The organism is Mucilaginibacter sp. P1_A3 (assembly GCF_056406855.1).
In genome coordinates this window covers 429,377-453,682 of record NZ_JBFTZJ010000005.1, presented here as the reverse complement: position 1 = coordinate 453,682, position 24,306 = coordinate 429,377, and the positions used below count along the sequence as shown (strand labels likewise).

Genomic DNA, 24,306 nt, shown 5'->3' with positions numbered 1-24,306 from the left:
TTGCAAAAATAAAAGACCGTCATTGCTTCGTTTCTACCTATTCCTTATTGGAAAAAAAAGCCCTTTGTCATGCTGAACGGAGTGAAGCATCTATTATTCGCCATGCTTCTTCGCCCTGTATAGTCTGCGAATAGATCCTTCGTACCTCAGGATGACAAACTTTTAAATCGTCATTTCCCCTTCAGTGTTTCCTTATTATTTTATTTCTGTGCCGTAAAATTTTAATCCCAGGATACCGGTCATGATCATGAGCATAAAGAGAAACTCTTGCCATGATAGTTTTTGATCAAATAAAGTCATTTCGCATACCTTAATTAATACTAAAGTTACGGCTGTCCAAACGGCATAGGCAATGGCTGTTGGTACCAGTTTTATTGCTAAGGAAAAGAAATAGATATTTCCAATTCCGAAAAGAATATAACCTGCAAAGGGTATCCATGCTGGTAGGCCCTGCTGCATACTTAAGGCAGAGTTCCACCGCAATGCTTTCAAATCGCTGAATTTCATCAGTTTAAGCGAAAATGTCCAGGCGGCTTCAAAGCCAGCCGCGATAATGAGATATAACCAAGCCAAATTTTTAAGTTTTATTGTAATATGTTATCTTCTTCGTGCACTTTATTTGATGGTAAAGTAGGCTGGAAATGAATTTCGGGCTCTTGGGATTTTGTAGGGAATAATTTAATAAGCTGGTCCATGATCCTGAATCTTAACGTATAATACCATTTAAACCAGGAATATTTAAGCAAACTTTTTTCATCAAAACGCTTTACAGAAAAGGCATGCTGTAAAAAGTAATCTTTAGGATAATCATAGTAAAGCCCCCAGTTTTCGGGCTTATTACCCGGGGCATGACCGGGATCATAAACGGTGCCGAAAAGGTAATCCCATATCGATAGCTTGGTAGCAAAGTTGGCATGAAAGACCTCCTGGTAATTGGCATGGTGCCACAAATGTAATTGGGGCGAATTGATGAGGTATTTAAGCTTGCCCATGTTTACCTTAACATTGGCATGAATAAACATGCCGAACATGGCATCTATCAAAGCTTTGATAGGCACAACAACCGGGTTTGCTCCTAAAAGTATAATAGGAGCAAACTCGATAGTTTGGTTAATAATGATCTCCATGATGTGCGATCTTGATCCGGCTAAAAAATCAACCTCCTTACCAGAATGATGCGCTTCATGAATGCGCCAGAAAACCTTATTGGAGTGCTGAAAGCGATGGAACAGGTAGATATAAAGATCATGTGTAACCACAAAAAACAATACCTGTAAAGCAATTGGCCAATGCGTAATAAGTTGAAGATGTGATAGATCAAAATGCCTTTGCAGCGGCATAATGATGTAATCAAAAATAAGAATCTTCAAAAAATAGCTTTGTATCAGGGTGTACCATACCAGATCAATCCAAAACCCTTCCCTAAAAAAGGCTAAACCTTTACGATAGGGGGAGATCCGCTCCCAACCAATGATAAAAGTTACCCAGCAGGCAAGGATAATGGAAGTAATGGTAAGTACGTTTTCCTGTGGCATTACTAAACTAAAGGCTTTTCTTTATATTCATCACTTATGTTTACCCTTAACCTTTTCATGGGTGCCAGTTCAGATTCGTAAACCCGCTTAAAACCATCGCCGGTAGCAGTTTCTACATCCCTGATATCGCGTACCATGCGTTGTAAGCCCTGCGGCTCAACTGATGCAGCATGATCTGATCCCCACATGGCACGGTCAAGTGTAAAGTGGCGTTCAACAAAAGTAGCGCCGAGGCTTACAGCAGCAACGGTAGTAGCCAGTCCGGTTTCATGACCCGAGTAGCCAATTGGGATGCCCGGATATTTGGCCTCCAGCGTTTGGATCATTTTAAGGTTAAGCTCCTGTGGGCTACATGGGTAGGCCGAGGTTGAATGGGCGATGAACAAAGGATAGTTTTCATCAAACGCGTTCACAAAGTTCATGGTTGCTTCAATCTCTTTCATAGTTGACATCCCTGTTGATAGCATTAAGGGCTTACCGGTTTCCAGGATGCGTTGTATCAGATCAAAATCTGTCAATGAAGCTGATGCCAGTTTGTACAATATAGTATCAAACCTTTCCATAAAATCAACCGATGGAACATCCCAGGCTGAAACGAACCAATCAATGCCTAACTTTTTGCAATATTGATCAATTGTAGCATATTCGGCGATGCCAAACTCAGTTTTGCGTTTATAATCTATATAAGTGATTCTTCCCCAAGGGGTATCACGCATTATTTCCCATTGGTCTTTGGGTACGCAAATTTCAGGTGTCCTTTTCTGAAACTTAACCGCGTCGGCTTTGGCTGCAACAGCCTCGTCAATCAGTTTTTTGCAGGTTTCTAACGATCCGTTATGGTTAATGCCAATTTCGGCTATGATGTAGCTGGCCTGACCTTTACCTATCACACGGCCGTTTTGTAATGTTATTGTGCCGTTGCGGTTACCGGATGTAATAGCTGTATTCTTTGATTCGATGATAAATTCAGCAAACTCGCGGAAACAGCCTTCGCCACCGTTTAGTGAGCTTACAAAATCGGCTTGCGCTTTAACCAATGGTAATGCATCGGCAGGGCAGGCGGTTAATCCGGCAAGTTTTAAAACTTCCAGATCGTTATAGTCATCGCCTATATAGGCAACTTCGTGCGCAGATAAATTTAAACGGTTGCAGATTTCGTTAAAAGTAGAAACCTTATCCTTTATGCCTAAATGCAGCTCAGCTATCTGAAGTTTTTCGGCCCGTTTAATCAACGAAGGAGAATGTTCACCGGTTATAATGCCGGTATCTACATTGGCCAATTTTCGCAAACGCTCCACACCCATACCATCGCGCATGTTGAATTTTTTTAACAACTCGCCATCGGTGTTGTAATAAACGCCTGCATCTGTTAATACACCATCGTTATCGGTTAGCAATAGTTTAATGCCGGCCGCTTTTTGTTTTAAAATTTCATTCATAATTATGTGTGAATTAAATTGCTGTCCATCCTCCATCTACCACCAGGTTAGCCCCCGTCATGTAAGCCGATGCCTCACTGGCAAGAAATACAAGTGCGCCCTGGTAATCAGATGCTTTGGCCATACGGCCTAATAATGTTTTTGCTGAATAGTTACCTATAAAATCTTCGGTCTGCCCGTTTTCAACTCCGCCCGGCGATAGTGTATTTACCCTTACACCGGTATTGCCCCAGTAAGCTGCCAAAAAGCGCGTAAAATTGATGATAGCCCCCTTGGTTACAGGGTAAGCAGCCGATTTGTAAAAGGTTTGCTCGCCTTTGGCGTTGCGGTATATGGATTGATCGGGACCAACCATGCCATAAGTTGAAGCGATATTGATGATGCTGCCACTTCCCTGGAGCGCCATATGCGTACCCAATATCTGCGAGCTTAAAAATACCCCGGTAATATTTACATTTAGTGACCGCTGGAAAGCTTCCAGGGGATAATTTTCAAAGGCTGATAGCTCTTTAGCCATAGCCGGATCTTCAAATTTATCGTTGATGGCCGCGTTGTTCACCAATATATCAAGCGAATCATATTTATCCAGGATAGTATTAAGCGCATCTATCAGCGATTGCTTACTGGTAACATCTACCGCTAATCCTAAATGGTTATCACCCAATTGTTTTGCAAATTGCTGCACTTCTTCAATATTAATATCGGCAACTATTACATTGGCGCCTGCTGCTGCCAGCGCTTCACAATGTTTTTTTCCGATAAGCCCCAGCGCACCTGTAACTAAAGCCGTTTTTTGGTTTAATGCAAAAAGGTTCATCATTAGTCGGCTATGATGCTTTTAGGTTTAATATTGTAGTTGCTCACTTTGCGGAAAACAGCTTCCAGTACCTCGCCCTTTAAATAACTTTTAATATTGCCACTTTCTATAGCTTCTTTTACTAAAGGCAAAACATCGCGGTATGCCAATAAAATGTAATCAATATCTTCGGTAGTGTGGCTGTAGCACATGTTATGAAAACCTGCCCACAGTACACCTCGTTTTATCATTTCCTGTTGCATCAGCGTTTTAACTTCCAGGGCGTTACCGGCCTCTGGCCTAAAGGTTACCATGCTGCGGCAGTTAAAACCTACACATTGGGTGTACTTATCCATCCCGGTTTCAATGGCGATGTGGTTGTAGCCATTTTTTAGCAGGGCTCCATTCTCATCCAGGTATTGTGGTACGTTTTTATCGCGTAGCTCATTTATGGTAGCAATGCAGGCTGCCAGTGATAATGCTTCCCCGCCAAATGTTGTATAGCTAAATACCGCGGAGTTAAAGAGCTCCATTACATCGGCGCGACCGGTGAGTAAGGCTATCGGCATACCATTGGCGCATGCCTTTGAAAAGACAGCTAAATCGGCTTTAACATTAAAGTATTCCTGCGCACCGCCAAGGGCCACGCGGAAGCCTGTCCACATTTCATCAAATATGAGCAGGGTGCCGTTTGCTTTGCATACCTCGGCAAGTTCCTGTAAGTAGCCGGGCTTTGGGGCTTCAAAAATAAATGGTTCCAGAATTATGGCAGCAACGGTTTCATCCAACGCGGCTTTTACGGCTTCAATGTCGTTATACTCAAAAGTGTAGGTTAAATCCTGGATAGCTTCGGGCACGCCGGCGTTACGGCTGGTGATGCCTATGTACCAATCATGCCAGCCATGGTAGCCACAGCAAAATATTTTATCCCTGCCGGTAAAGGCACGGGCAACACGTATTGCAGCCGAGCATACATCAGCCCCGGTTTTTGAAATCTTTACGGCTTCTGCATTAGGTACAACTTCCTGCACAAGTTCTGCCAGTTCAACCTCTAAAGGGTGCATCAGCGAAAAGGTAATTCCATCATTCAGTTGCCTGCGGATAGCATCGTCAACTACAGGGTAGGCATAGCCTAAAGAGATAGGACCAATAGCCGAATTCAGGTCGATAAATTCATTGCCATCGACATCCCACACATGTGATCCTTTGCCTTTAACAATATACTTGGGGGCCACGCCTTTGGTAAATTGCCCGGGCCCTTTGGCCAATGTTTGGGTAACCGGTTTTTGTACTTTTAAAGCGCGGTTATATATTTTATCAGACTCGCTGATATCTGGAAAATTATTGTTGAATGCTATTTTATTAGCCATTGGAGTAGTGTTTTATTCTGAAAATTCAGGCGTTAAAATTTGTGGTTGATGGTAGGTAGTTTTGTAACCTAATATCCTTTCGGCAATTTGTTTGCCTGTGAAACCTTCGTGCTGCAAAACGTCAGGCAGTAATGCCGGTCTGAACCATTTTTCGTTGAGGGCGATGGGCAATACGTTTGCCGTTGTTTGATGTTTCAATAACACTTCGGCCACAATACTGTAAAGGCCACCTGTTAAAAAATGATCTTCGAGCGTTACCACCAGGTTGCTTTGGGCCGATGCTTTTAATATAGCCTGCTCATCAACCGGTTTAAGACTGCGCATGTTAACCAATCCTACAGAAAGGCCCTCGCTTTTCAGAATCTCAACGGCGATAAGTGCCTGTTCAAAAAGTAAACCATATGTTAAAATGGTAACATCGTTGCCTTCGGTAATAACTTCGGCTTTGCCCATGGTAAATGGCTCGTGCTCATAACCCGTTTTACGGGTATTTATGCGGGTATAGGCCGGTTGCTTACTTTGCCATATTTGCGGCAGCATTTTAACAAGGTCATCCTCATCGGCAGGAGCAAATACGGTTACATTGGGGATGCCCCTCATGATAGAAATATCTTCAATTGCCTGGTGAGTAGGGCCGTTACCATCAGATAAAAGGCCAGGGATAAATCCGCTTAGCTTAACCGGCAGGTTAGCTATGCCTAAATCGGTGCGCACAAACTCAAAGGCACGCATGGTTAAAAACGCTGCCAGCGCATGCACTACAGGTATGCGGCCACGCAGGGCCAAACCGGCAGATGCGCCGATCATGGTTTGCTCGGTAATGCCGGTATCAATAAAGCGTTTACTCAATATGCCGGGAAGGTTACGAACCAATGCACGGTTTTCGGCCGTCATCACAATAATCCTTTCGTTGGCCAGGGCCATCTCTGTTAATAGTTCTTCGTAGGTCATATTATCTCACTACTAAAGTTTCTGATGTTAATAGGGTATCGTGTTCGCCATGTAATTCAAGCAATAGCTGGCCAATTTCGCCGGCAGTAAAATTGCAGAACCAGCGATCGGCCCGTTCCTCAATGCTCGGCAGGCCTTTGCCTCTTACCGTATCGGCAATAATTACATTAAGTTTATCCTGTTGAAATGGGTAGGCAGTGAAGGCCTGGTGCAGGTCGGTAAAGTTATGCCCGTCTATACGTATAACGGCAGCGCCAAAAGCTTTAAATTTATCTGCAAGAGGTTCCAGCGGAATCAAGTCTTCTGTACGTACATTGGCCTGGAACTGGTTACGATCGATCACGAAAAGAAGGTTGTCCAGTTTATAGGCGTTAGCTACTAAAACAGCTTCCCAGCAGGTACCTTCGTTTAGTTCACCATCGCCTAAAATGCACACTACTTTGTTGTTGCTGCCGCTTATTTTAAGATCCATAGCAACACCAATGGCTACTGATGGCAAATGCCCTAACGAACCCGAATGAAATTCTATGCCGGGAATGTTAGTATTAGGGTGCCAGTAAATATGATCATTAAGCGAAAGGTGATTTTTAAGGCGCTCTTTTTCCAAAAGGCCCAGCTCTGCAAGTGTGCCATATAAAGCCGGTACGTCATGCCCTTTTGAAAGGAAAAGGTAATCACGATCGGGATCATTAAGGTTTGATGGATTGATGTTTAAAAAGTTGCTATATAAGTAAACGATCAAGTCGACCGCCGATAGGGATGCCCCTGTAAAGCACCCGCCATCTGTTGACATGCGCACGATATGTTCCCGGACTTTTAAAGCTATAGCCTTAAGTTCCTGTTGGTCAAAATTATTCATGGCTATGCTTCGCTTTGCTGTAACATGGATGAATTTTCCTGTGGCGCCCGCCTGGTTTGATCGGGCCAGATAGTTTGTAATTCGCCCAGGTGATGACGATACCAGTTTACACCTGCATACTGCGCATTAAGCTGATAAATTTCGGGCTTGCGGTTTAAAAGGTTAAGGATATCCTGGCACGAGAACTGGTTACAGATGGGATAAAGCTCGGCGAATACCCTTTCAATAAAATAATAATCTTCAGGGTAGTCAATAGTAAAACGGTGCGACATGGAGAAATCCATGCCGGTTGGCCAAGTTACATTGCCAACACTAAATATAAGCGGGTTTTCCCATATATAAGGCGTGGTATGTTCAAGCTCTAAAGGCCTGCCGGCATTTTCCCATGCCTGCCTCAGACAGGCCATCGTCATTATTTCTACATCATTGCCATCGGGATAAGTAGCGGGGTGCAGGTTGCTTACATAATCATATTTACCCCGGTTGTCAAAAAAGTATTCAAGTGTATAATCAACAATACGCGGATCAATCAGCGGGCAGTCAGAAGGGATCTTGAGTACAACATCGGCTTTAAACAACTTTGCCGCCTGGTAGTGCCTATCGAGTACATTGCCCAGGCTTCCACGATAATAGGGAATATCCATAGCCAAAGCTTCATTTACTATAACGTCATCTTCCTGATTCTCTGAGGTGGCAATAATGATATCCGCTTTATGCTGAATCATCTGTAAACGCTCAATCATTCTGGCCAAAAGGCTTTTACCTAGGATGGGAAGCATTACTTTGCCCGGTAAACGGCTTGATGCCATGCGGGCCTGTACTATAATTACAATTTTTTCTGTCATGGTATTAAATTTTATTACCAGTTTGCTATTAATTCGTTGCTTAGTTCCGGCTCCGCTTCCTGATGCTGAAATTCAGACATGGACATTTGCGGATCAAAACTTTTCTTATCACCCTTGTGGTTTAAATAATCGCGGCATAGCGCTGCAATTGTTTTGGCAGATGTGCCTTCATTTTGTATCGGGGCAAGCCCTATAAGCTCATCGATATTAAACCAGGAGTGTACCTTTTTACCTAAAGCTATACCCGTATATACTACTGTTGAGTATTGAGTTATCAGCTCGCAGCAATTGGCTATCATGTGGCTGGTGTTGCCTTGCTTATATATCATGGTGCCAGCCGGAGTATACTTAAGAATCTCTTTTTCGGCCCTTTTAAAGTTTTCGTTGGGATGAAGTTTAAATAGCAAAGGCCTTCCGTTGGCTATTTTTACAGCTTTTTTTATAAATGCTACCCTATTCTCCAGTCTAAAGGTTTCCCGCATATCTGTAGTGGCAACCAATACATAATTATGATGGGGAAAATCATTATTCAGATGCTGTTGCTGGTTATCATAATTTGGCATCCCGGTAACTACAATCTTCCGTTGCTCTGTACCTTTACCGGCAAATTGCAGTTTGTAGCCTTCGGAAGCAGCGCAGTAAACATCGCAGATATTTGATGCACCGTTTAAGGAGGTATTGCCACAAAGGGTAGATGGTAACCTTAACGTCCTCACTATTTTACTCCACAGGGTATACCGGTCAATCATTCCCTCTTGTACCCAAATGGTTTTGTATTGCCTCATCCGTTTAGGAATGATCATATCTGTACAATAAACTACCAGGTCGTATTTGTTTTTTTTAGCACCGAAATCAATTTGCAGTGAGTTTTGGTACAGGTATCTTTCAGATTTTAGCTTGAATTTGCGTGAGAGCACCGTGCCGTTGAATATCGGTGTTTTGGTTAACAGGTATTTAAGCGGTGCATTATCTGTAAACAACTGGCTAAACCAGCAATCATACCCGGGTAACTCATTTGCAATCTGGTGCATTTGGGTTGTTTGGTTAATTGAACCCGTAATGAATAATATTTTCTTCATCCTTTAACTTTCAATTATATCGGGCTGCTGTTACAAAGTTTTACTTTTTGTTAAAAGTAACCCCGCTACTTTTAGATAAAGAGAAGCCAACGTTATCAAATTATTAAGGAGTAAGTTTTTAGTGCTGTTTTTTTTACATCAGTAAAGTTTAATCAACCTTTGCATAACTTTTAGGGCCCGAAGTCAGGAAATTCTTAAGCTCCACCAGTTTATCGGTGTTGATGAGATCAACACCACAATTCAGTAATTCTTTCCATACGGCTTCATTTTCTGGCGAAGCCCAAAGCCTTACTTTTTTACCAAACCTGTGCGCCAGCATCACATATGTACATAAACGTTTCTTTTCAACAGGCGAAAAATCACCTCTGCCATCCCATTTTAATAAGTGCGAGTATTTGCAACTTGCCGTTTGATACAAATTTTTTGAAATGGTATCTTGTTTTAACTGCATCAGGTCCTCATCAATAAAGGCTAAGCGGTTTTGCTGCGTTTTAATCATTTCAGAGGGTTTATGCCCGGTTATAACTACGGTTACCTGCCTTTGAGTATAAACCCCATTATTGTAGCCTGATAATATTGGCCGGTATTTTTCAAGTAAAATTTCAAGCGCCTGGTAAGTTTTATCGGCATCAGATTTTATATCAATCATTAATGTAAGCGGGTAAACAGGGCATTTAATTTCTTTGTTATTACCCTCAATACATTCCATCAACGGTTTAAAATAGAGGCGCTCCAGCGTTCGTTGTTTTTTAAAAATGGGGAGGATGTGTGCTACAATGAGTTTGTTCCCTCTTAAATATATATCGGCTTCAATATGGGTAAATCCGTTATCAAGGGCATCATACAAAGGCCGTTTATGCCAGTAATCATTGTGGGCAAATCCATTTACAAGCCTTAAATTTTGGGAGTAGGAGTTATAACCGAAGGAAATCAGCAGAACCAGGAACAAGAATTTAAGGTGCTTGGGGCAATAAAATGCTGTTGGCATCGATAACTTTTTTGTTTCCACAAAATTACCTGTCCAATGTTGCCTAATTATTAGCTTATTATAATGATAAGCCTTTAACCAGAAAAAATTAACATCAGAGGCAACGTATTTGTCAAAGTCACTGTAATATCTATAAGTGATTATTAACTAAAATCAAAAAAATGAAAATTTTACAAAGATTAATAGCCGTTTCATTTACGGCATCAGCTATGTTTTTTGCAACAAACCTAAAAGCTCAAACTACAGCGAAAAACCAATTTAACCTTGGCTTAGGTGCCGAAGTTGGTGTACCAACCGGTGTATCGCGACTGGGCACAAATTTTACATTAGGTGCTACCGGTCGGTTGCAATATGGTTTAACCGATAATTTTGCACTGATGCTTACTACAGGTGGTTATCACTTTTTTCAAAAAATAAAACCGGGTACAAATAAAAGGTACGAAAGCTATGGTGAGATCCCTGTTAAAATTGGTATTAAGCAGTTTTTTGTGCCAAACATATATGTTGCTGCAGAAGGCGGCCTTGTCTGGGAAAAGTTGGAGGCTGGCCAGGGTTGGGCACCATTTCACAGACGCGACCTATCAGGCGGGGTGGGTTATGCCACTAAGCACTGGGATATTGGCGTAAGGTATGAAGATTTTTATATGAAAGATTATCATTCTGGTTTAGTAGGTCTGCGCTTAGCTTACGGGATAGGGTTATAGTTCCAACACACAGACGAATAATTAAACCAAAAAGGGGCAAATGATCATTATATCATTTGCCCTTTTTAGTTTAATTAAAAACTGGTGTATGAGTTGCGCCGGGATTATGCTTTAGTAACCGGAACAGTAAGGCTGATGGTAAGTTCATCGGGGGTGCCGCTGCGGGTGATATTAAAATCCTTGGGTACTATTTTAAAACTGCCTTTAAAGAGGCCTTCATTACCTTTATCATCAAAAGTGAAACTGATGGTAACAGGTTTTGTAATTCCTTTAATGGTGAGTTTGCCCGCGGCCTGGTAACCACTGCTGCTTTTAGTAACCGACGTGGCCACAAATGTAATGGTTGGATGATTATCGGCATCCAACGCACTTTTGGCATGCATATTTTTTAAGAAAAAACCTGTAGCAATGCTTTCAACATCAATGGTTGCAGAAATTTTTGATTGCTCGGGATCTGTTTTATCAAACTGGATATTGGCCCTTAGTGTTTCAAATATGCCGTGGATCTTGCCGCCTGCAAACTTCACTTCGTATGGGCTTTTAACCTTGTAGTTTATTAATGTGAAAGCAAAAGCCGAAATGCTGATGATAAGCAGCATTAGTAAGGGATACATGGTCTTTTTCATAAGAGATTTATTTTTTAATATTTTAATGAATATAACCCCATTGTTATTAAGGGCGTTATATAAACTACGTTTGCCGTATTCATGGGGTTGCCTCGATACATAAACTTATGGTATTTGGCTGTGCCTAAACAAAAATCCCCTGGCCTTTTTAATAAAACCAGGGGAGATGTGGAGGAAAAGCCGACGATGATGCTTTTAAAACTTTTCAACCTAAAGCAATCAACACCCAAACTGAGTAAGGTGATGGTCCAGGTGTTTATAGAACATATTGTTCCATTCGGTTATGCTTAAGGAGCCAAAGGAATGTGACATTCTGCCATCGAACTCTTTTTCGCCTAACTGCTGTGTTTTTTGGATAAAGGCTATCAGCCTGGCCTTTTCTTCCTCAAAATCTTTAGCCGTTGTAATGATAAATGCAGGTGCAGTAGGGCCGTTGTGTTTATAAGGTGTTTCGCTTACTACCTTGTTTTTTACAAGTAGTTTAAGTACAAACTTCATAAAGCCCTTTGGTTTGGGATGCTTATCTTCATAAGTCATCTCATAGGATACGCAGCAATGTGCAAGCATTTGCGCTACAGCCATTTTGCCCCATTGCGGGCTTGTTGTTGGTGTAAGGGTATTGATTCTTTTAATTATACTATCAGCAACCGGTTTAGTAAAAATATTGGGTAGGGCCATAGGTGTTGTTTTTTACAAATTTATTGAATTAAAATCCTATGACGACCGGGAAATTCAATATAGGACAAAAGGTAGTTTTTTTGTTTTAGAGGTTAAGCCTGTACATTCACCTTCTTTCCATACTTTTCAAGAATACTGATGATCTCTGTAAGTTTCATGGGTTTGCTCAAATAGTCATCCATACCTGCCTGCATGCAGGCTTCTTTGTCTTCAACCATAGCATTAGCGGTCATGGCCACAATAATTGGCTGGCTGGGCAGGTGTTTCCTGATGTACCGGGTAGTTTCAAGGCCATCCATTTCGGGCATTTGAACGTCCATGAAGATGATGTCATACTTCCTTACGGCCACGGCATCCAACACCTCGAGGCCATTGATGGCGATATCGGGCTGATAACCCATTTTTTGAAGAATTTGTTTGGCTACCTTTTGATTGATCACATTATCTTCTGCAATCAAAATGCTTAAAGGGTATTGGATAGCCAGATCTTTTGATAAAAACTCTTTTTTTAGTTTATGTTCTGTAAGGGTGTTTCTATCATTTTTTAAGTGATCAATAATGTGTTTTAACAAAACATTGTGTTTTGCCGGCTTTGTAAGTACTGTATTAAATAAGTTAGCCTCGCTTTTGCCTTGCTTATCAACAGAGCTAAGCAATATCAGCGGCATTGCTGGATATATGGCTTTTATTTTACGGGCCAGGTCGGCACCGTCCATTTCGGGCATGTACATATCTGTAATTACCAGCTCAACCTGGTTGTTAGCCTCTAAAATTGCTAATGCCTCGGCGCCTGATTGGGCAATTAATGGAGTAAATTTCCAATGCCTTAGCTGTGTTTCCATAATGTTGCGGTTGGTAGCATTATCATCAACGGCTAATATTTGTTTATTTTCCAGGCCGGCTGCATCTAAATTGAAATAGGCAGTCGGGGTTTTTATGCCAACGCTTGTTTTAATATTAAAGCTAAAAGTAGTACCAGATCCTAATTTGCTTGTTACGTTAATTTCGCCTCCCATTAAATGGATCAGTTTTTCGCTGATGACTAAACCAAGGCCAGTACCGCCATATTTGCGGGTTGTACTGGAGTCAACCTGCGAAAATGCTTTAAAAAGTCTTGATAATTTATCTTCCGGAATGCCAATGCCTGTATCGCGAACAGTAAATAGCAGGTCAAGCTCATTGTTATTTAAGGTGTTTTCAATTACATCAATAAATATTTCACCTTCGTGGGTAAACTTAATGGCGTTTCCCACCAAATTTATTAATATCTGCCTTAAGCGCATCGAATCGGCAATGATATGTTCAGGCACGCCGGGTTCTATCTGGTAAATCAGGTCGATGTTAAGTTTCGATGCCTTATCTGCAAAAAGGTCCAGTACGCTTTCTACACAATCCCTGATATTAAAGTCATGCTCTTCCAGCTCCATATTACCCGATTCGATCTTTGAAAAATCAAGAATATCATTGATAACGGTTAACAAGGCATCGCCCGAGTGCTTAATGGTTTCTGTATACTCAGCCTGTTCATCGGTGAGATCGGTATTGGCCAATAAGGTAGCCATGCCAATAACGCCGTTCATTGGGGTGCGTATTTCATGGCTCATAGTGGCCAGGAAGATGCTTTTGGCCTTGTTGGCATTTTCGGCTTCCTCACGGGCTTTTTCTGCCGCTTCACGTGATATTCTTTCTTCAATAGTAAGCTGTGTAATACTTTCAGTACGTTCTTTTACCAATTGTTCAAGATGTTCTTTTTGCCGCCTCACCGTGCGCATGCGGTATTTGAAAAAGCCGTAAATAGCAGCCACAACAGATAAAACAACCAGCAACTCAAACCACCAGGTTAACCAGAATGGTGGCACGATGGTTATCTGAAGCGGGGAGGTAACCGGCGACCACAAGCCCTGGCTGTTTCTGTATTTTAACAGTACATGATAAGTGCCGTGCGAAAGATTGGTGTACGAGGCTGTGTTGTGATTGCCTATATAGTTCCATTCCTTATCAAATCCTTCTAAATAATAGGCATATTGTTTCCTATCAGGAGAGGCATAATCCAGGGCTGAGAATTCAAACGAAAAGACAGATTGTTTATAGGAAAGCACCAGTTTCCGGGTATCGGTAACATCATTTTTTAATGGCGAGGGGTCTTGTGAATTTACAGCAATGGAAAGCGGCTTATTAAATACCTGGAAAGAGGTAATAACTAATGGTGCAAACCCCACTTTTTTTAATATCTGATCTGGAGTAAATTCATTGAACCCATTAATACCACCAAAATACATTTTTCCATCATAAGTTTTTAACGCCGAATGTGGTTTATACTCATCACCCTGCAAGCCATCTTCAACTGTATAATTAAAAAAAGACTTTGTTTCGGGGTCTAATTTAGATAAGCCGCCATTGCTGCTTACCCAAAGTTTGCCATAATCATCTTCTCTTACGGAGTAAATGATATCACTTGGCAGGCCATCTTTTTTTGTAAAAGTTGTGAAATGCTTTTTTAGCGGATCAAAAAGATCAAGGCCCGATAGGGTAGTGAGCCATAACCGGCCTTTACTATCTTCAAAAATATCGGTTACGCCATTATTACTGATACTATTGGTTTTTTCGTCATGAACAAAACGTTTAAACTTGCCTGTTTTACGATCAAATAAATTTAAGCCACCATCTGAGGTTCCAATCCACAGATTGTTTTTGCTGTCTTCTAATAACGAATAGATCCTGTCGCTGCTAATGCTGTTTGGATCATACAGGTTGAACTTATAGTGGGTAAAAACTTTTGTTTTGTCATCATAACAATCCAATCCATCGTTAAAAGTGCTTAACCAGGTTTTTTTATCGCGAGTATGTAAAATGAAATAAATATTATCGCCGCCTATTCCCTGGGGCTTAGCCGGATTATGCTTAAAGTTGGTGAAAATGCCGGTTTTAGGATCAAGTATGCTGAAGCCATCTCCCCAGGTGCCAATCCATAATTTGCCTTCGGCGTCGGGTTTTACGGTAAGTACGTAGTTGCCCGTAATGCCATTTTTGCCATCGGTTGGTTGTTTAAAGCTTGAAAATATTTTACTTACCGGGTCAAATTTATTTAAACCGCCGCCATCTGTCCCAATCCATATTTTATGATCTTTATCCTCGGCCAGGTCAAGTACGTAATTATTGGACAGGCTTTCCTGGTGACTGTTGTGCCGATATAGGTTGAAACTTGCGGTAGTTTTTTTGGATAGATTGATGCCGCCGCCAAACGCGCCAACCCACATGTTTCCAGACCGGTCTCTGCAAATACCATAAACCGAATTTCCGTTGATGCTATTGTTATCAATCTCATCATGCTGATAGGAAACAAATTTGCCCGTTTTTCTATTTAATACGCATAAGCCGCCATTTTCAGTGCCAATCCATAGGTTTCCATCCTCATCGTTATTAAGGCTGTAAATGGTGTTGCTTGAAATGCTGCCGGCATCATTTTTATCGTGCAGAAAACGTTTGAATGTTTTATCTGTTCTGTTAAATAAGTACAGTCCATCTGCTTGTGTACCAATCCATAGCTGATGGAACTTGTCTTCAAAAATAGCTACAACGTTGTTACCCCGGATTGCTTTAGTCGCCGGGTCATAATAGGGAAAATTTGAAAACTTGTTGGTTTTGCTGTTGTAAAGGTTTAAGCCCCCGCCACCGGTGCCTACCCATATATTGTGCTGTGAATCCTTGTAAACAGTGCGCGCGTTATTATCGCTAAGCGTACCTGCATCCTTATCAGAATGCATATGATGCTCAAATATATTACGTTTCAGATTGTAACGGTCAATGCCTCCGTTTTGAGTTGCCACCCATAAGTTGCCATTATCATAAAGTAAGCGGTTGATAATGTTATTGATGATGCTTTTAGGGTTTTTATCGTCATGGAAATATCGTACAAAGCGGCCTGTGCTTCTTTGGTACATGTTTAAACCGCCCGATGTTGATAGCCAGATATTGCCATTGTCATCTTCGGCAATATCGGTTATTGTGTTGTTACTTAAGGATGTACTATCTTTGGAATCATAGCGGTATTTTATAAACTGGTATCCATCATACCTGTTTAAACCATTACGGGTACCTATCCACATAAACCCCCGGCTATCCTGAAAAATGGAGTTAATATTAATCTGCGATAAGCCTTCGGCAGTACCTACATGCAAAAACTTAAGGCTTTCGTTTTGTGCATAACCATTAAACGGCATTAGGATGCAAATTAAAAATAAAGAGCAAACAATGGGTTTATAGTTTTGGAACAACCTTAGCATAGAACGTGATTTAACATTGAAAATACTGCAGAAACAGTAAGTTTATAATGATTTGTATACGTTGTTTCTCACTAATTAGTTTCCTAAAGGTTTAAACAATTGTTATTGTAAAATGCCATTTAGTATTACCGATGATACAAAATTGTACTGTTTTTGACCCATTAACCGTTTTGTACAAAAAGTTAAATTTGTTACTGTTGCCTTATGCAAATGTTTGGCCTGTTGCAATTTAGGAAGCTGATACTCCCTTTATCTCTGAGGAAATTATATGCGGCATTAATGTTGAAAACATGTTGTTATGTTTTACTGAAAAGTAAACTAATAATTAAACATGATGATATGAAAACAAATTTAAAAAAAGCCACCTTACTCCTTACCGGAATTATGGTAGGTGGTAGATTATTCGCTCAAAGTCCTGATACTACAGCCGCAAAAGACTATGTTAAACCGTTCTCAGGTGGCAATCAATTACGCACCTGGTCAATAGGTGTTAACGGCGGTTTATTAACTCCGTTCACTATTTTTGGCAGTAACAACAAACAGGATTTTACCCATCCGCAAGAGCAAATAGGATATGGGGCTTATATTAAAAAGCAAATATTGCCTTCTTTTGGCCTGCAGGCAGATTTCCTTCGCGGTAAAGTTAAAGGTACCAGCAGCCAAACAAATGCTTTAGGCCAATCTACCTACTCGCAGTATGAAACCAATATTAACTGGTCTGCAAGTTTAAGTGCCAACATTACATTGGCTAATATTAACTGGCGTCATGAAAAGCCATTTATCCAGCCGTATTTAACGGTAGGTGCGGGAACTATGAATTACACCCCTAAAATTACTGAAACCGGCGGCCAGCAAACTAATTTTAAAACCACTGGCAACGGATCAATAAACGAAGTGTTTATTCCGGTTGGTCTTGGTTTAAAATTCGATCTTGCTCCAGGTGTAAACCTTGATTTAGGTTACCAGGTTAACTTTGTAAACTCTGATAATTTTGATGGCTACAAATTCGGAGCTACAAATGACAGATTCTCTTATGCACACATTGGTTTAGAGTTTGCTTTAGGCAGTCGCAAAAAGCTGCAAATGGCTACTCATAACCCGGTAGCATCTATGCGTACAGAGTACTTATGGGAAAATGAACAAACTAAAACAGCTTTGCAAAAACAAATTGATGCAGAAAAAGCTAAAAATGATGAATTAAGAAATGATTTGAACACTACTAACGCAAACCTTGCTAAATTAACAACTGATAGCGACGGAGACGGTGTTGTAGATGTAAACGACAAGTGCCCTAACACACCAGCCGGTACAAAGGTTGATGGTTCTGGATGCCCGCTTGCAAAACCAGAAGTTAAGGTTTATGTTACCGAAGAGGATAAGAAAGTGGTTAAAGATGCCATCAAAAACCTGGAATTTGATTTAGGCAAAGCTACAATCCGCGCGCACTCATTTCCAAGTCTTGATAGGGTTGCCGGATTATTGGTTGACAAAAACTTCAGCTTAAAATTAGCCGGACATACAGATAACACAGGTGCTGATGAATTAAACATGCGTTTATCAAAAGACCGTGCAGAATCAATTAAAGCTTACCTGGTAAGTAAAGGTGCAAATGCATCACGAATTGAAGCTACAGGTTATGGCGAAACACAACCAATTGCAACTAACAAAACTGCAGCTGGTCGTCAGGCTAACCGTAGGGTTGAGTTCACTTTATATTAATAGCAAAATCCTGTTAAACACAGGTTATGTAAAAGCCTCCCGATTTATCGGGGGGCTTTTTGCGTTGGTTTCTATCTTAGGTGCAGATAGCGTGTTACTTTGTGGGTGGGCAAAGCTGCATAAAGGTTACTAAGCTGCTGGCCTCGTATGATTGTATATCGCCGGTAGGGCAGCTTACCGCGTAATTGCGATAAGTAAGATTACGCTTTGCGTCGCGGTTTTTCCAGGCGGTATTTATATTGTTCTGTATCCAGCTTAAATATTGGGTTTGGCCGCCCTCTTTTATTAACTGCATCACATATTGGGCAAAAATGGCTTTTAGCACACCTTGCTCATTAAAGTCGCCTTCTGCGGGTAGTATGCCGTTGGTGCATAGGTTGTTCTTAACATAATCTGTATAAAGTTTGGCATCGTTAAGGTAAGTAACATCCCTGGTTGTCTTGTACAGTTCCAAAGCCGCGCCAATAGCCGTGCCCGAGTTATAAGTATAATCCTGGCCACCCGCCGGATTGTTGCCAATTTTATTATCGTTCACTTTGCCCGATGCATCAACCAAATTGGCTTTGCTCCAGGCATAAATTGATTTAGCCTTGGTTAAGTAAGAGGCATCGCCGGTGATGGTATACAAGCGCATAGCGGCAATAACCGTTGGATAATTAATGCATGAGTTTTTACCGCTATGATTAAAATCCCAATACATGCCGCCATTAACGGAATCATATGAGCCTGCCCAAACATGATCAAAACCGGCCTTGGCTTTTTCCAGGTATGTGGCGTTACCGGTAATTTGGTTGGCACGGGCCAGCGACATTATCCACCACATCATATCATCATAAATAAACCACACCGCCTTATTGCTCCAGTTATAGGCATCGTAATGATCATAGTTGCCCTGGTATATATCATTTATCATGGTTAGCTGAGATTTGGCTTTGGTACGCTGGTATACGTTCATAGCCATATCCCAATAAATAGCCTGCGCCCAAATGGCAGCTACACCATCCTTTTTGGTTGTACCGTAATATAATTTGGCTGTGGGGTTATAAAAGTAACTGTTGAAAGCATTGTAGGCAAGGTCAGCATCGCTCGTAGTAAAATTCTTGTCAATAGATTTGACTACAGCTGTTTTTGTTGGTGGGATGTTTTTGTCTTTACTATAGCTTACAAACGAGATAAGCAACCCGGTAATCAATAAGCATAACGATTTTTTCATAGTGGTGTTTTTAAATGGAATATAACCTAATATAGTGTTGGGGGCAAGTTTAAATAAGCAGGAACAGAAATTTCCGGTACTGCTGCAATTGCGTATCTATAGATTTGTCTGTAAGTATCTACATCGCCGCTTTTTAGGCGCTCGCAAAGCACAATGTCATTAACGGTCATTTAAAATAGGTAACTGGATGTTGGCGGTACAATTATCGGTCAAAAAAATTGCTTATGCCAAATCGCCGTAAAAAAGAATCGTTCCCTGGAAAAATAAGTATGAATTGAAGGTGAAAGTTTATTTGTTTTTCTTTTAAATAGATAATTATATAGTTTAACGATATAGGATAAACTAATATAATTAAAACAGATAAAATTTAATATTCAACAGATAATACTTTGAAACTATAGGCGTTTGATAGCCAGTTTATTTATAAAATACCTAAAGCTAATTTATTATGTACCGGGAAGTAGTTAATGATGAAATATTAATAGTATAATCCATTATGATCTCTACATAATCCATTGTTGTGGCTGATTATTGCGTATATTTTTGAAATAAACATTAACTGCCCTCATTTTATTATACCTGCCGGGATATTTTTGCTTCCCGTAATTAAATCTTTTTTCCTCCTTTATGACATAAAAATTTCGATCAAAAATACCTTGCTTCACCTTGCCTTATCTACCTTATAAAACCTTTCACCTGCATGAAATTCCTGTTTACCTTATTATTCCTTGTAACCGGTGTGTCCATCGGTTTTGCCCAAAATCACGCGTCCATTAAAGGTCGGGTTATTGATTCCCTTGATGGAAAACCTTTAGAACTTAGTACCGTAGCCGCTGTTGATGTAAAGGATACCTCGTTAATTGCCTATACTTTAAGTAAAAAAACAGGCGAGTTTGAACTCAGTAGCCTGCCAGCCGGTAAAAAGTTAAAACTGATTATCTCTTTCACATCCCATAAAAGCTTTGTTAAGGTATTCAACTTTCAAAAAAATGAGGCGGTAGATCTGGGCAGCGTTTCATTGAGTAACAAAATGCTGGCCGAAGTAGTGGTTAGGGCCGAGCGCGTTCCCATCACGGTAAAAAAAGATACTATTGAATTTAGTGCCGAGGCATTTAAAACCAGGCCTAATGCCGTGGTTGAAGAACTGCTTAAAAAGCTGCCTGGCGTGCAGGTTAACGGCGATGGATCCATAACCGTTAACGGGAAGGGCGTAAGCAAGGTACTTATTGATGGCAAGCAGTTTTTTGGCAGCGATCTTAAAATAGCCACCAAAAATCTGGACGCTGCCATTGTAGCTTCGATACAGGTTTATGACGACAGGGAGAACGATCCAGACCATTTGATAAGCGATACCAAGGTTCAAAAGGTAATTAACCTTAAACTTAAAAGAGCCATAAAACGGAGCATGTTTGGTAAAGTATTTGGTGGTGCAGGTACCCGTGACAGGTATGAAAGCGGAGGGCTGTTCAACTTGTTTCGCGATACTTTGCAGGTAAGTATTATCGGGCTAAGCAACAACCTAAACCGCACGGCGTTTTCAAACGATGAGCTGTACTCACAAGGTGGCTTTAACCGTAGTGGGGGTAACAGTTTATACAATGGCACGGTTAATACCGGTGGCCAGGGCTGGGGTGGTATTGAAAAAATAACATCGGGTGGCTTTAACCTAAATACCGATTACGGCAAAAAGTTAAAGCTAAACCTGCTTTATTTTTACAGTCAAAAAAATAATGTCTCGCAAAATTCCGCATTTATGCAGAAGTTTTTGGGCGATACTACCCTGCACACCACCTCGAACAGTGAATACCGGTCAAACAATTATTCACATTCCATAAGCGGCTTAATGGATTGGAATCCCGATACCCTCAATACCATCCACTACGCGCCAAAAGTTATCTTTAGGCGCGATAATTCGTCAAGTACTTCGTTCTCTGATAACTTCAATAATATTGATGGTCATTTGAGTACTGCAAGCGGTAGTTCAAGCAATAGCGGGCATGGTGCGGAATTTCAACAGGATTTTTATTATAACAAGCGTTTTAAAGGCAAAAGAGGGGCATCTATAAATATTGGCCACAACCTGGCGTATAGCCCTAATAACTCACAAAACCTTAGTGTTAACAATCTTCACTCTTTTGTATCCGACCTAAAATCAGATACCTTAAAGCGACTGGGCAATGGTAAAAGCACTAATTTTTCGGCAGCATTAAATGGTAGTATCCGGTATCCGTTCAATAAAAAAATAATTGCCGATATCACCACATCCGGTAATTACAACCGATCAGGAGAGGAGAGCTACGTTTATGATTACAATAAAAGCACACGGGCTTATGATATATATTTGCCAAGCCAAAGCACCAATCTTAAGCGGAATTTATTTACAGAGGATGTGAAACCGGGTATAACATACCAGGCCACCAAAAGTATATCGCTAATTGCAGGCGTGTCATTTAACTGGCAACAGGCCGAAAATAAATTTATAACCGAAACCAATTATCATAATTATCTTTTTGTGCTGCCAACTGTAAGGCTGGAACTGGGCTCTGCATCTATTGGCTATAGCCGGTCGGCCAATTTGCCCAGCTTATCATCGTTGCAACCTCAAAGCATTGTTTACAGCCCGTTGTACACCTTTACCGGCAACCCATTGTTAAAGCCTACTACTTATGATAATTTAAATGCAAACTACAACAAGTATTTCCAGGCATCGCAGGTGAATATTTATTTTTATGGCAGCTTTTCAACCGAGCAAAATGCGGTTGTGCAAACGCAGATTAGCACTGCTAATGGAGCACAGGCTACAAATTTTGTAAACCGCGATGGGCAACTCAATGTAAACCTATCCATGGGTTTGTATAAGCAATTTAAAAAAATGGGTAAATGGACGTTAAACGCCAACTCCTCGCTAAACGGATACTTTCGCCGTAACCTTAATATTATTAACGGTGTAGATGGTTGGCAGAAAAGCTATTCGCCGGGAATTGGTCAATTTATCAACGTAAACTGGAATGATAAGATAGAGCTGAACACAAATGTTGGTTATCGTACAAACAATACACTGTATAATTATGGTGATCATAAAAAGGTACTGAGCAATAACTTTAACATGAGTAATAACCTGGTGGTACGCTGGCCCAAACGAATAATATGGGAAACCAAGCAGGATTTTAACTACAACTCGCAGGTGAGTAATAATTTTCAAAAGGGCATCAATGTAGTAAGCAGTTCTGTAGCGCTGCAAATGCTTAGAAAAGATCGCGGCGAAATAAAAATAACCGGCTATGATCTGTTTAATCAAAATACCAGCGTATACCGTTATGCCGGCGATAACTCTATTTACGATGTGCAAAACAACACCCTGAAAAGGTATTTCCTGCTTACGCTTACTTACAAGTTTAATAGCATGAGTACTAAATAGGAGGGGATTTATATTTAAGCCTTTAATAGCTTAACTTCATCGTTACCTCTATTTTCACATTAAGCTATCCATTGTTCCAGGCAGTCGGAAAAAACATTTATATTTTTTTCTGAGTGCTTGGAATTCTCATTTATACTTGCGTACATTTGTAGTGCACTATCTAACTATAGCGCTACAATGATAGAGATAAAAGATCTGCATTTCGGGTACCAAAAAAACAAGCTGCTTTTTGGTGGACTAAACCTCAAACTAACTAAAGGGCATATTTACGGCTTGCTGGGAAAAAACGGCGCCGGTAAGTCAACCTTGTTGAAAAATATAGCAGGATTGGCTTTTCCTTTAAAAGGGAGTTGTGCTTTTAATGGCATGAACGTTTCCGATAGGCCGGTTTCGGTACTTGAAGATATTTACTTCCTGGCCGAAGAGCTATTTGTACCTGATCTTACACCCGCCCAGTTTGTGGCCAATACGGCATATTTTTATCCCAACTTTAGCAAAGCCGATTTTTATCAATACCTGAGGGCTTTGGATGTGGATATTGATGCCGTTATGAATAAACAATCATACGGGCAGCAAAAAAAGGCCATGATAGCTTTTGGGCTGGCCACAAATACAGGATTGATGATCATGGACGAACCTACCAATGGGCTTGATATTCCATCTAAGGTGCAGTTCAGAAAGCTCATCGCATCAATACTTACCGAGGATAGATGTATTGTAATATCCACACACCAGGTAAGGGATCTCGATAGCTTAATTGATACCCTGCTGGTATTGCATGGTGGCGAGATTGTGATCAATCAGTCCATTGATGATGTAATTGAAAAAATCACATTCGGCAGTTATTCAGATACAGAAGATCTGCCGGTTTTATATGAGGAAAATGGTCCGCGGGGTAAAAACGCCATCCTTAAGAATACTACCGGCGAGTATAGTAAGGTAGATCTGGAAATACTTTTTAATGCCATCATTGCCGATAATCAACCTGTTTTAAAAACTTTAAATGCATCAGTAAATGAATAATATTTTTAAGCCCGCACGTTTCGGGATGCTGTTTGTAAAATTCACAGCCGAGCACTATAAAAGCTACCTGATGTCGTTGATTGTGCTCATGGGAGTACTGATGCTTGGCGGCAGCTTTATGGTGTACCTAATAAACGTACGTATGGAAATAAGTCTGCAATTATTGCTGTTATTGTGGGTTATAATGTTTGCCGGAACGGTATTTACAAGTACCATATTTGCTGATATAAATAGTAAAAAAGCCATTGCCAGCCTCACCCTACCAGTCACACATTTTGAAAAGTACATGGTGGCCTGGCTCTATTCCTTCGTTATATTCCTGGTACTGGTAATATCAGCTTTTTACCTGGTGATGTTATTTTTATTGAACATCAAGCATTTTCCTGGGGAGCAGCAAGAGGTGTTCAGCTTATTTTATAATGTAAATGGTTTAAGCACCAGCGTGCTTTTTGTACTGCTTACCATATATGGTGTATTGCACTCCATTGCTTTTTTTGGAGCCATCTATTTTAAAAAGATGCATTTTGTAAAAACAGCGTTGCTGTTTTTTATGATTATAGGTGTTTTAATTATAGGCAATAATTTGGTTATGCGGCAAATGTTAAATCGGGATATTATCCAGGTAATGCCGTTTAGCAATGTAGGGTTCATGGAAAAAGGAACCATGTATTCTGTTAACGTGTCGGGTTTTGTGTGGACGGGCCAGGTGGTGTTTGTAGGTATGGCTTTGTTTTTTTGGGTAGCCGCTTACTTTCGTTTAAAAGAAAAACAGGTATGATC

Annotated in this window: 19 protein-coding genes; 5 read left to right on the top strand and 14 right to left on the bottom strand. The window is 40.7% G+C overall.

The window, feature by feature from the left end:
* Positions 1 to 195: 195 nt before the first annotated feature.
* The 10 genes from AC1D0K_RS13205 to AC1D0K_RS13160 all read right to left on the bottom strand — a co-directional run bounded on the left by AC1D0K_RS13205 (position 196) and on the right by AC1D0K_RS13160 (position 9,862).
* Positions 196 to 573, bottom strand: coding sequence for a DMT family transporter (locus AC1D0K_RS13205; RefSeq protein WP_295711240.1), 378 nt, complete (start codon positions 571 to 573; stop codon positions 196 to 198).
* A gap of 11 nt (positions 574 to 584) precedes the next feature.
* On the bottom strand, positions 585 to 1,535 hold the full coding sequence (locus AC1D0K_RS13200; RefSeq protein ID WP_477393635.1) for a sterol desaturase family protein: 951 nt from the start codon (positions 1,533 to 1,535) through the stop codon (positions 585 to 587).
* 2 nt (positions 1,536 to 1,537) lie between these two features.
* Positions 1,538 to 2,974 carry an N-acetylneuraminate synthase family protein gene (locus AC1D0K_RS13195; RefSeq protein ID WP_477393633.1) on the bottom strand — a complete coding sequence of 479 codons (1,437 nt, stop codon included), beginning with the start codon at positions 2,972 to 2,974 and terminating at the stop codon, positions 1,538 to 1,540.
* A 13-nt stretch (positions 2,975 to 2,987) separates the two neighbouring features.
* Positions 2,988 to 3,794 carry an SDR family oxidoreductase gene (locus AC1D0K_RS13190; RefSeq protein WP_477393631.1) on the bottom strand — a complete coding sequence of 269 codons (807 nt, stop codon included), beginning with the start codon at positions 3,792 to 3,794 and terminating at the stop codon, positions 2,988 to 2,990.
* On the bottom strand, positions 3,794 to 5,140 hold the full coding sequence (locus AC1D0K_RS13185) for an aminotransferase class III-fold pyridoxal phosphate-dependent enzyme (RefSeq protein WP_477393629.1): 1,347 nt from the start codon (positions 5,138 to 5,140) through the stop codon (positions 3,794 to 3,796). The genes AC1D0K_RS13190 and AC1D0K_RS13185 overlap by 1 nt, the downstream gene beginning before the upstream one ends.
* Before the next feature lie 12 nt (positions 5,141 to 5,152).
* The gene (locus tag AC1D0K_RS13180) at positions 5,153 to 6,091 is read right to left on the bottom strand and encodes a transketolase family protein (RefSeq protein ID WP_477393627.1); all 939 of its coding nucleotides are present in this window, start codon (positions 6,089 to 6,091) and stop codon (positions 5,153 to 5,155) included.
* Between the two features lies 1 nt (position 6,092).
* On the bottom strand, positions 6,093 to 6,950 hold the full coding sequence (locus AC1D0K_RS13175; RefSeq protein ID WP_477393625.1) for a transketolase: 858 nt from the start codon (positions 6,948 to 6,950) through the stop codon (positions 6,093 to 6,095).
* 2 nt (positions 6,951 to 6,952) lie between these two features.
* Positions 6,953 to 7,795 (bottom strand): cytidylyltransferase domain-containing protein, encoded by an 843-nt coding sequence (locus AC1D0K_RS13170; RefSeq protein ID WP_477393623.1) that lies wholly within the window; start codon positions 7,793 to 7,795, stop codon positions 6,953 to 6,955.
* A gap of 14 nt (positions 7,796 to 7,809) precedes the next feature.
* Complete coding sequence (locus tag AC1D0K_RS13165; protein WP_477393621.1) at positions 7,810 to 8,874, bottom strand: hypothetical protein; 1,065 nt, start codon at positions 8,872 to 8,874, stop codon at positions 7,810 to 7,812.
* Between the two features lie 148 nt (positions 8,875 to 9,022).
* The gene (locus tag AC1D0K_RS13160; RefSeq protein WP_477393619.1) at positions 9,023 to 9,862 is read right to left on the bottom strand and encodes a phosphatidylinositol-specific phospholipase C/glycerophosphodiester phosphodiesterase family protein; all 840 of its coding nucleotides are present in this window, start codon (positions 9,860 to 9,862) and stop codon (positions 9,023 to 9,025) included.
* A 161-nt stretch (positions 9,863 to 10,023) separates the two neighbouring features.
* On the opposite strand from AC1D0K_RS13160, the gene AC1D0K_RS13155 reads away from it, so the two are divergent.
* Positions 10,024 to 10,566 (top strand): outer membrane beta-barrel protein, encoded by a 543-nt coding sequence (locus AC1D0K_RS13155; RefSeq protein ID WP_295711224.1) that lies wholly within the window; start codon positions 10,024 to 10,026, stop codon positions 10,564 to 10,566.
* Positions 10,567 to 10,670: 104 nt separating this feature from the next.
* Here the strand turns inward: AC1D0K_RS13155 and AC1D0K_RS13150 are convergent, their stop codons facing one another.
* From AC1D0K_RS13150 to AC1D0K_RS13140, 3 genes are all read right to left on the bottom strand, one after another.
* A complete protein-coding gene (locus AC1D0K_RS13150; RefSeq protein ID WP_477393616.1) occupies positions 10,671 to 11,192 on the bottom strand; it encodes a YceI family protein in 522 nt (173 codons plus the stop codon).
* A gap of 219 nt (positions 11,193 to 11,411) precedes the next feature.
* Positions 11,412 to 11,870 carry a DUF1569 domain-containing protein gene (locus AC1D0K_RS13145; protein WP_477393614.1) on the bottom strand — a complete coding sequence of 153 codons (459 nt, stop codon included), beginning with the start codon at positions 11,868 to 11,870 and terminating at the stop codon, positions 11,412 to 11,414.
* Positions 11,871 to 11,962: 92 nt separating this feature from the next.
* A complete protein-coding gene (locus tag AC1D0K_RS13140; RefSeq protein ID WP_477441877.1) occupies positions 11,963 to 16,153 on the bottom strand; it encodes a hybrid sensor histidine kinase/response regulator in 4,191 nt (1,396 codons plus the stop codon).
* Positions 16,154 to 16,492: 339 nt separating this feature from the next.
* Here AC1D0K_RS13140 and AC1D0K_RS13135 point away from each other — a divergent pair, with 339 nt between their 5' ends.
* On the top strand, positions 16,493 to 17,872 hold the full coding sequence (locus AC1D0K_RS13135) for an OmpA family protein (protein ID WP_477393610.1): 1,380 nt from the start codon (positions 16,493 to 16,495) through the stop codon (positions 17,870 to 17,872).
* A 94-nt stretch (positions 17,873 to 17,966) separates the two neighbouring features.
* On the opposite strand, the gene AC1D0K_RS13130 is transcribed toward AC1D0K_RS13135, so the two are convergent.
* Positions 17,967 to 19,085 carry a glycoside hydrolase family 76 protein gene (locus AC1D0K_RS13130; protein WP_477393608.1) on the bottom strand — a complete coding sequence of 373 codons (1,119 nt, stop codon included), beginning with the start codon at positions 19,083 to 19,085 and terminating at the stop codon, positions 17,967 to 17,969.
* Between the two features lie 700 nt (positions 19,086 to 19,785).
* Here AC1D0K_RS13130 and AC1D0K_RS13125 point away from each other — a divergent pair.
* The 3 genes from AC1D0K_RS13125 (at position 19,786) to AC1D0K_RS13115 (ending at position 24,304) form a co-directional block, all read left to right on the top strand.
* Positions 19,786 to 22,503, top strand: a complete 2,718-nt coding sequence (locus tag AC1D0K_RS13125; protein WP_477393606.1) for an outer membrane beta-barrel protein — start codon at positions 19,786 to 19,788, stop codon at positions 22,501 to 22,503.
* Between the two features lie 177 nt (positions 22,504 to 22,680).
* Positions 22,681 to 23,526: an ABC transporter ATP-binding protein gene (locus AC1D0K_RS13120; protein WP_477393604.1), complete on the top strand. Its 846-nt coding sequence runs from the start codon at positions 22,681 to 22,683 to the stop codon at positions 23,524 to 23,526.
* A complete protein-coding gene (locus AC1D0K_RS13115) occupies positions 23,519 to 24,304 on the top strand; it encodes a hypothetical protein (RefSeq protein WP_477393602.1) in 786 nt (261 codons plus the stop codon). Before AC1D0K_RS13120 ends, AC1D0K_RS13115 begins: the two co-directional genes overlap by 8 nt.
* Positions 24,305 to 24,306 lie beyond the last annotated feature (2 nt).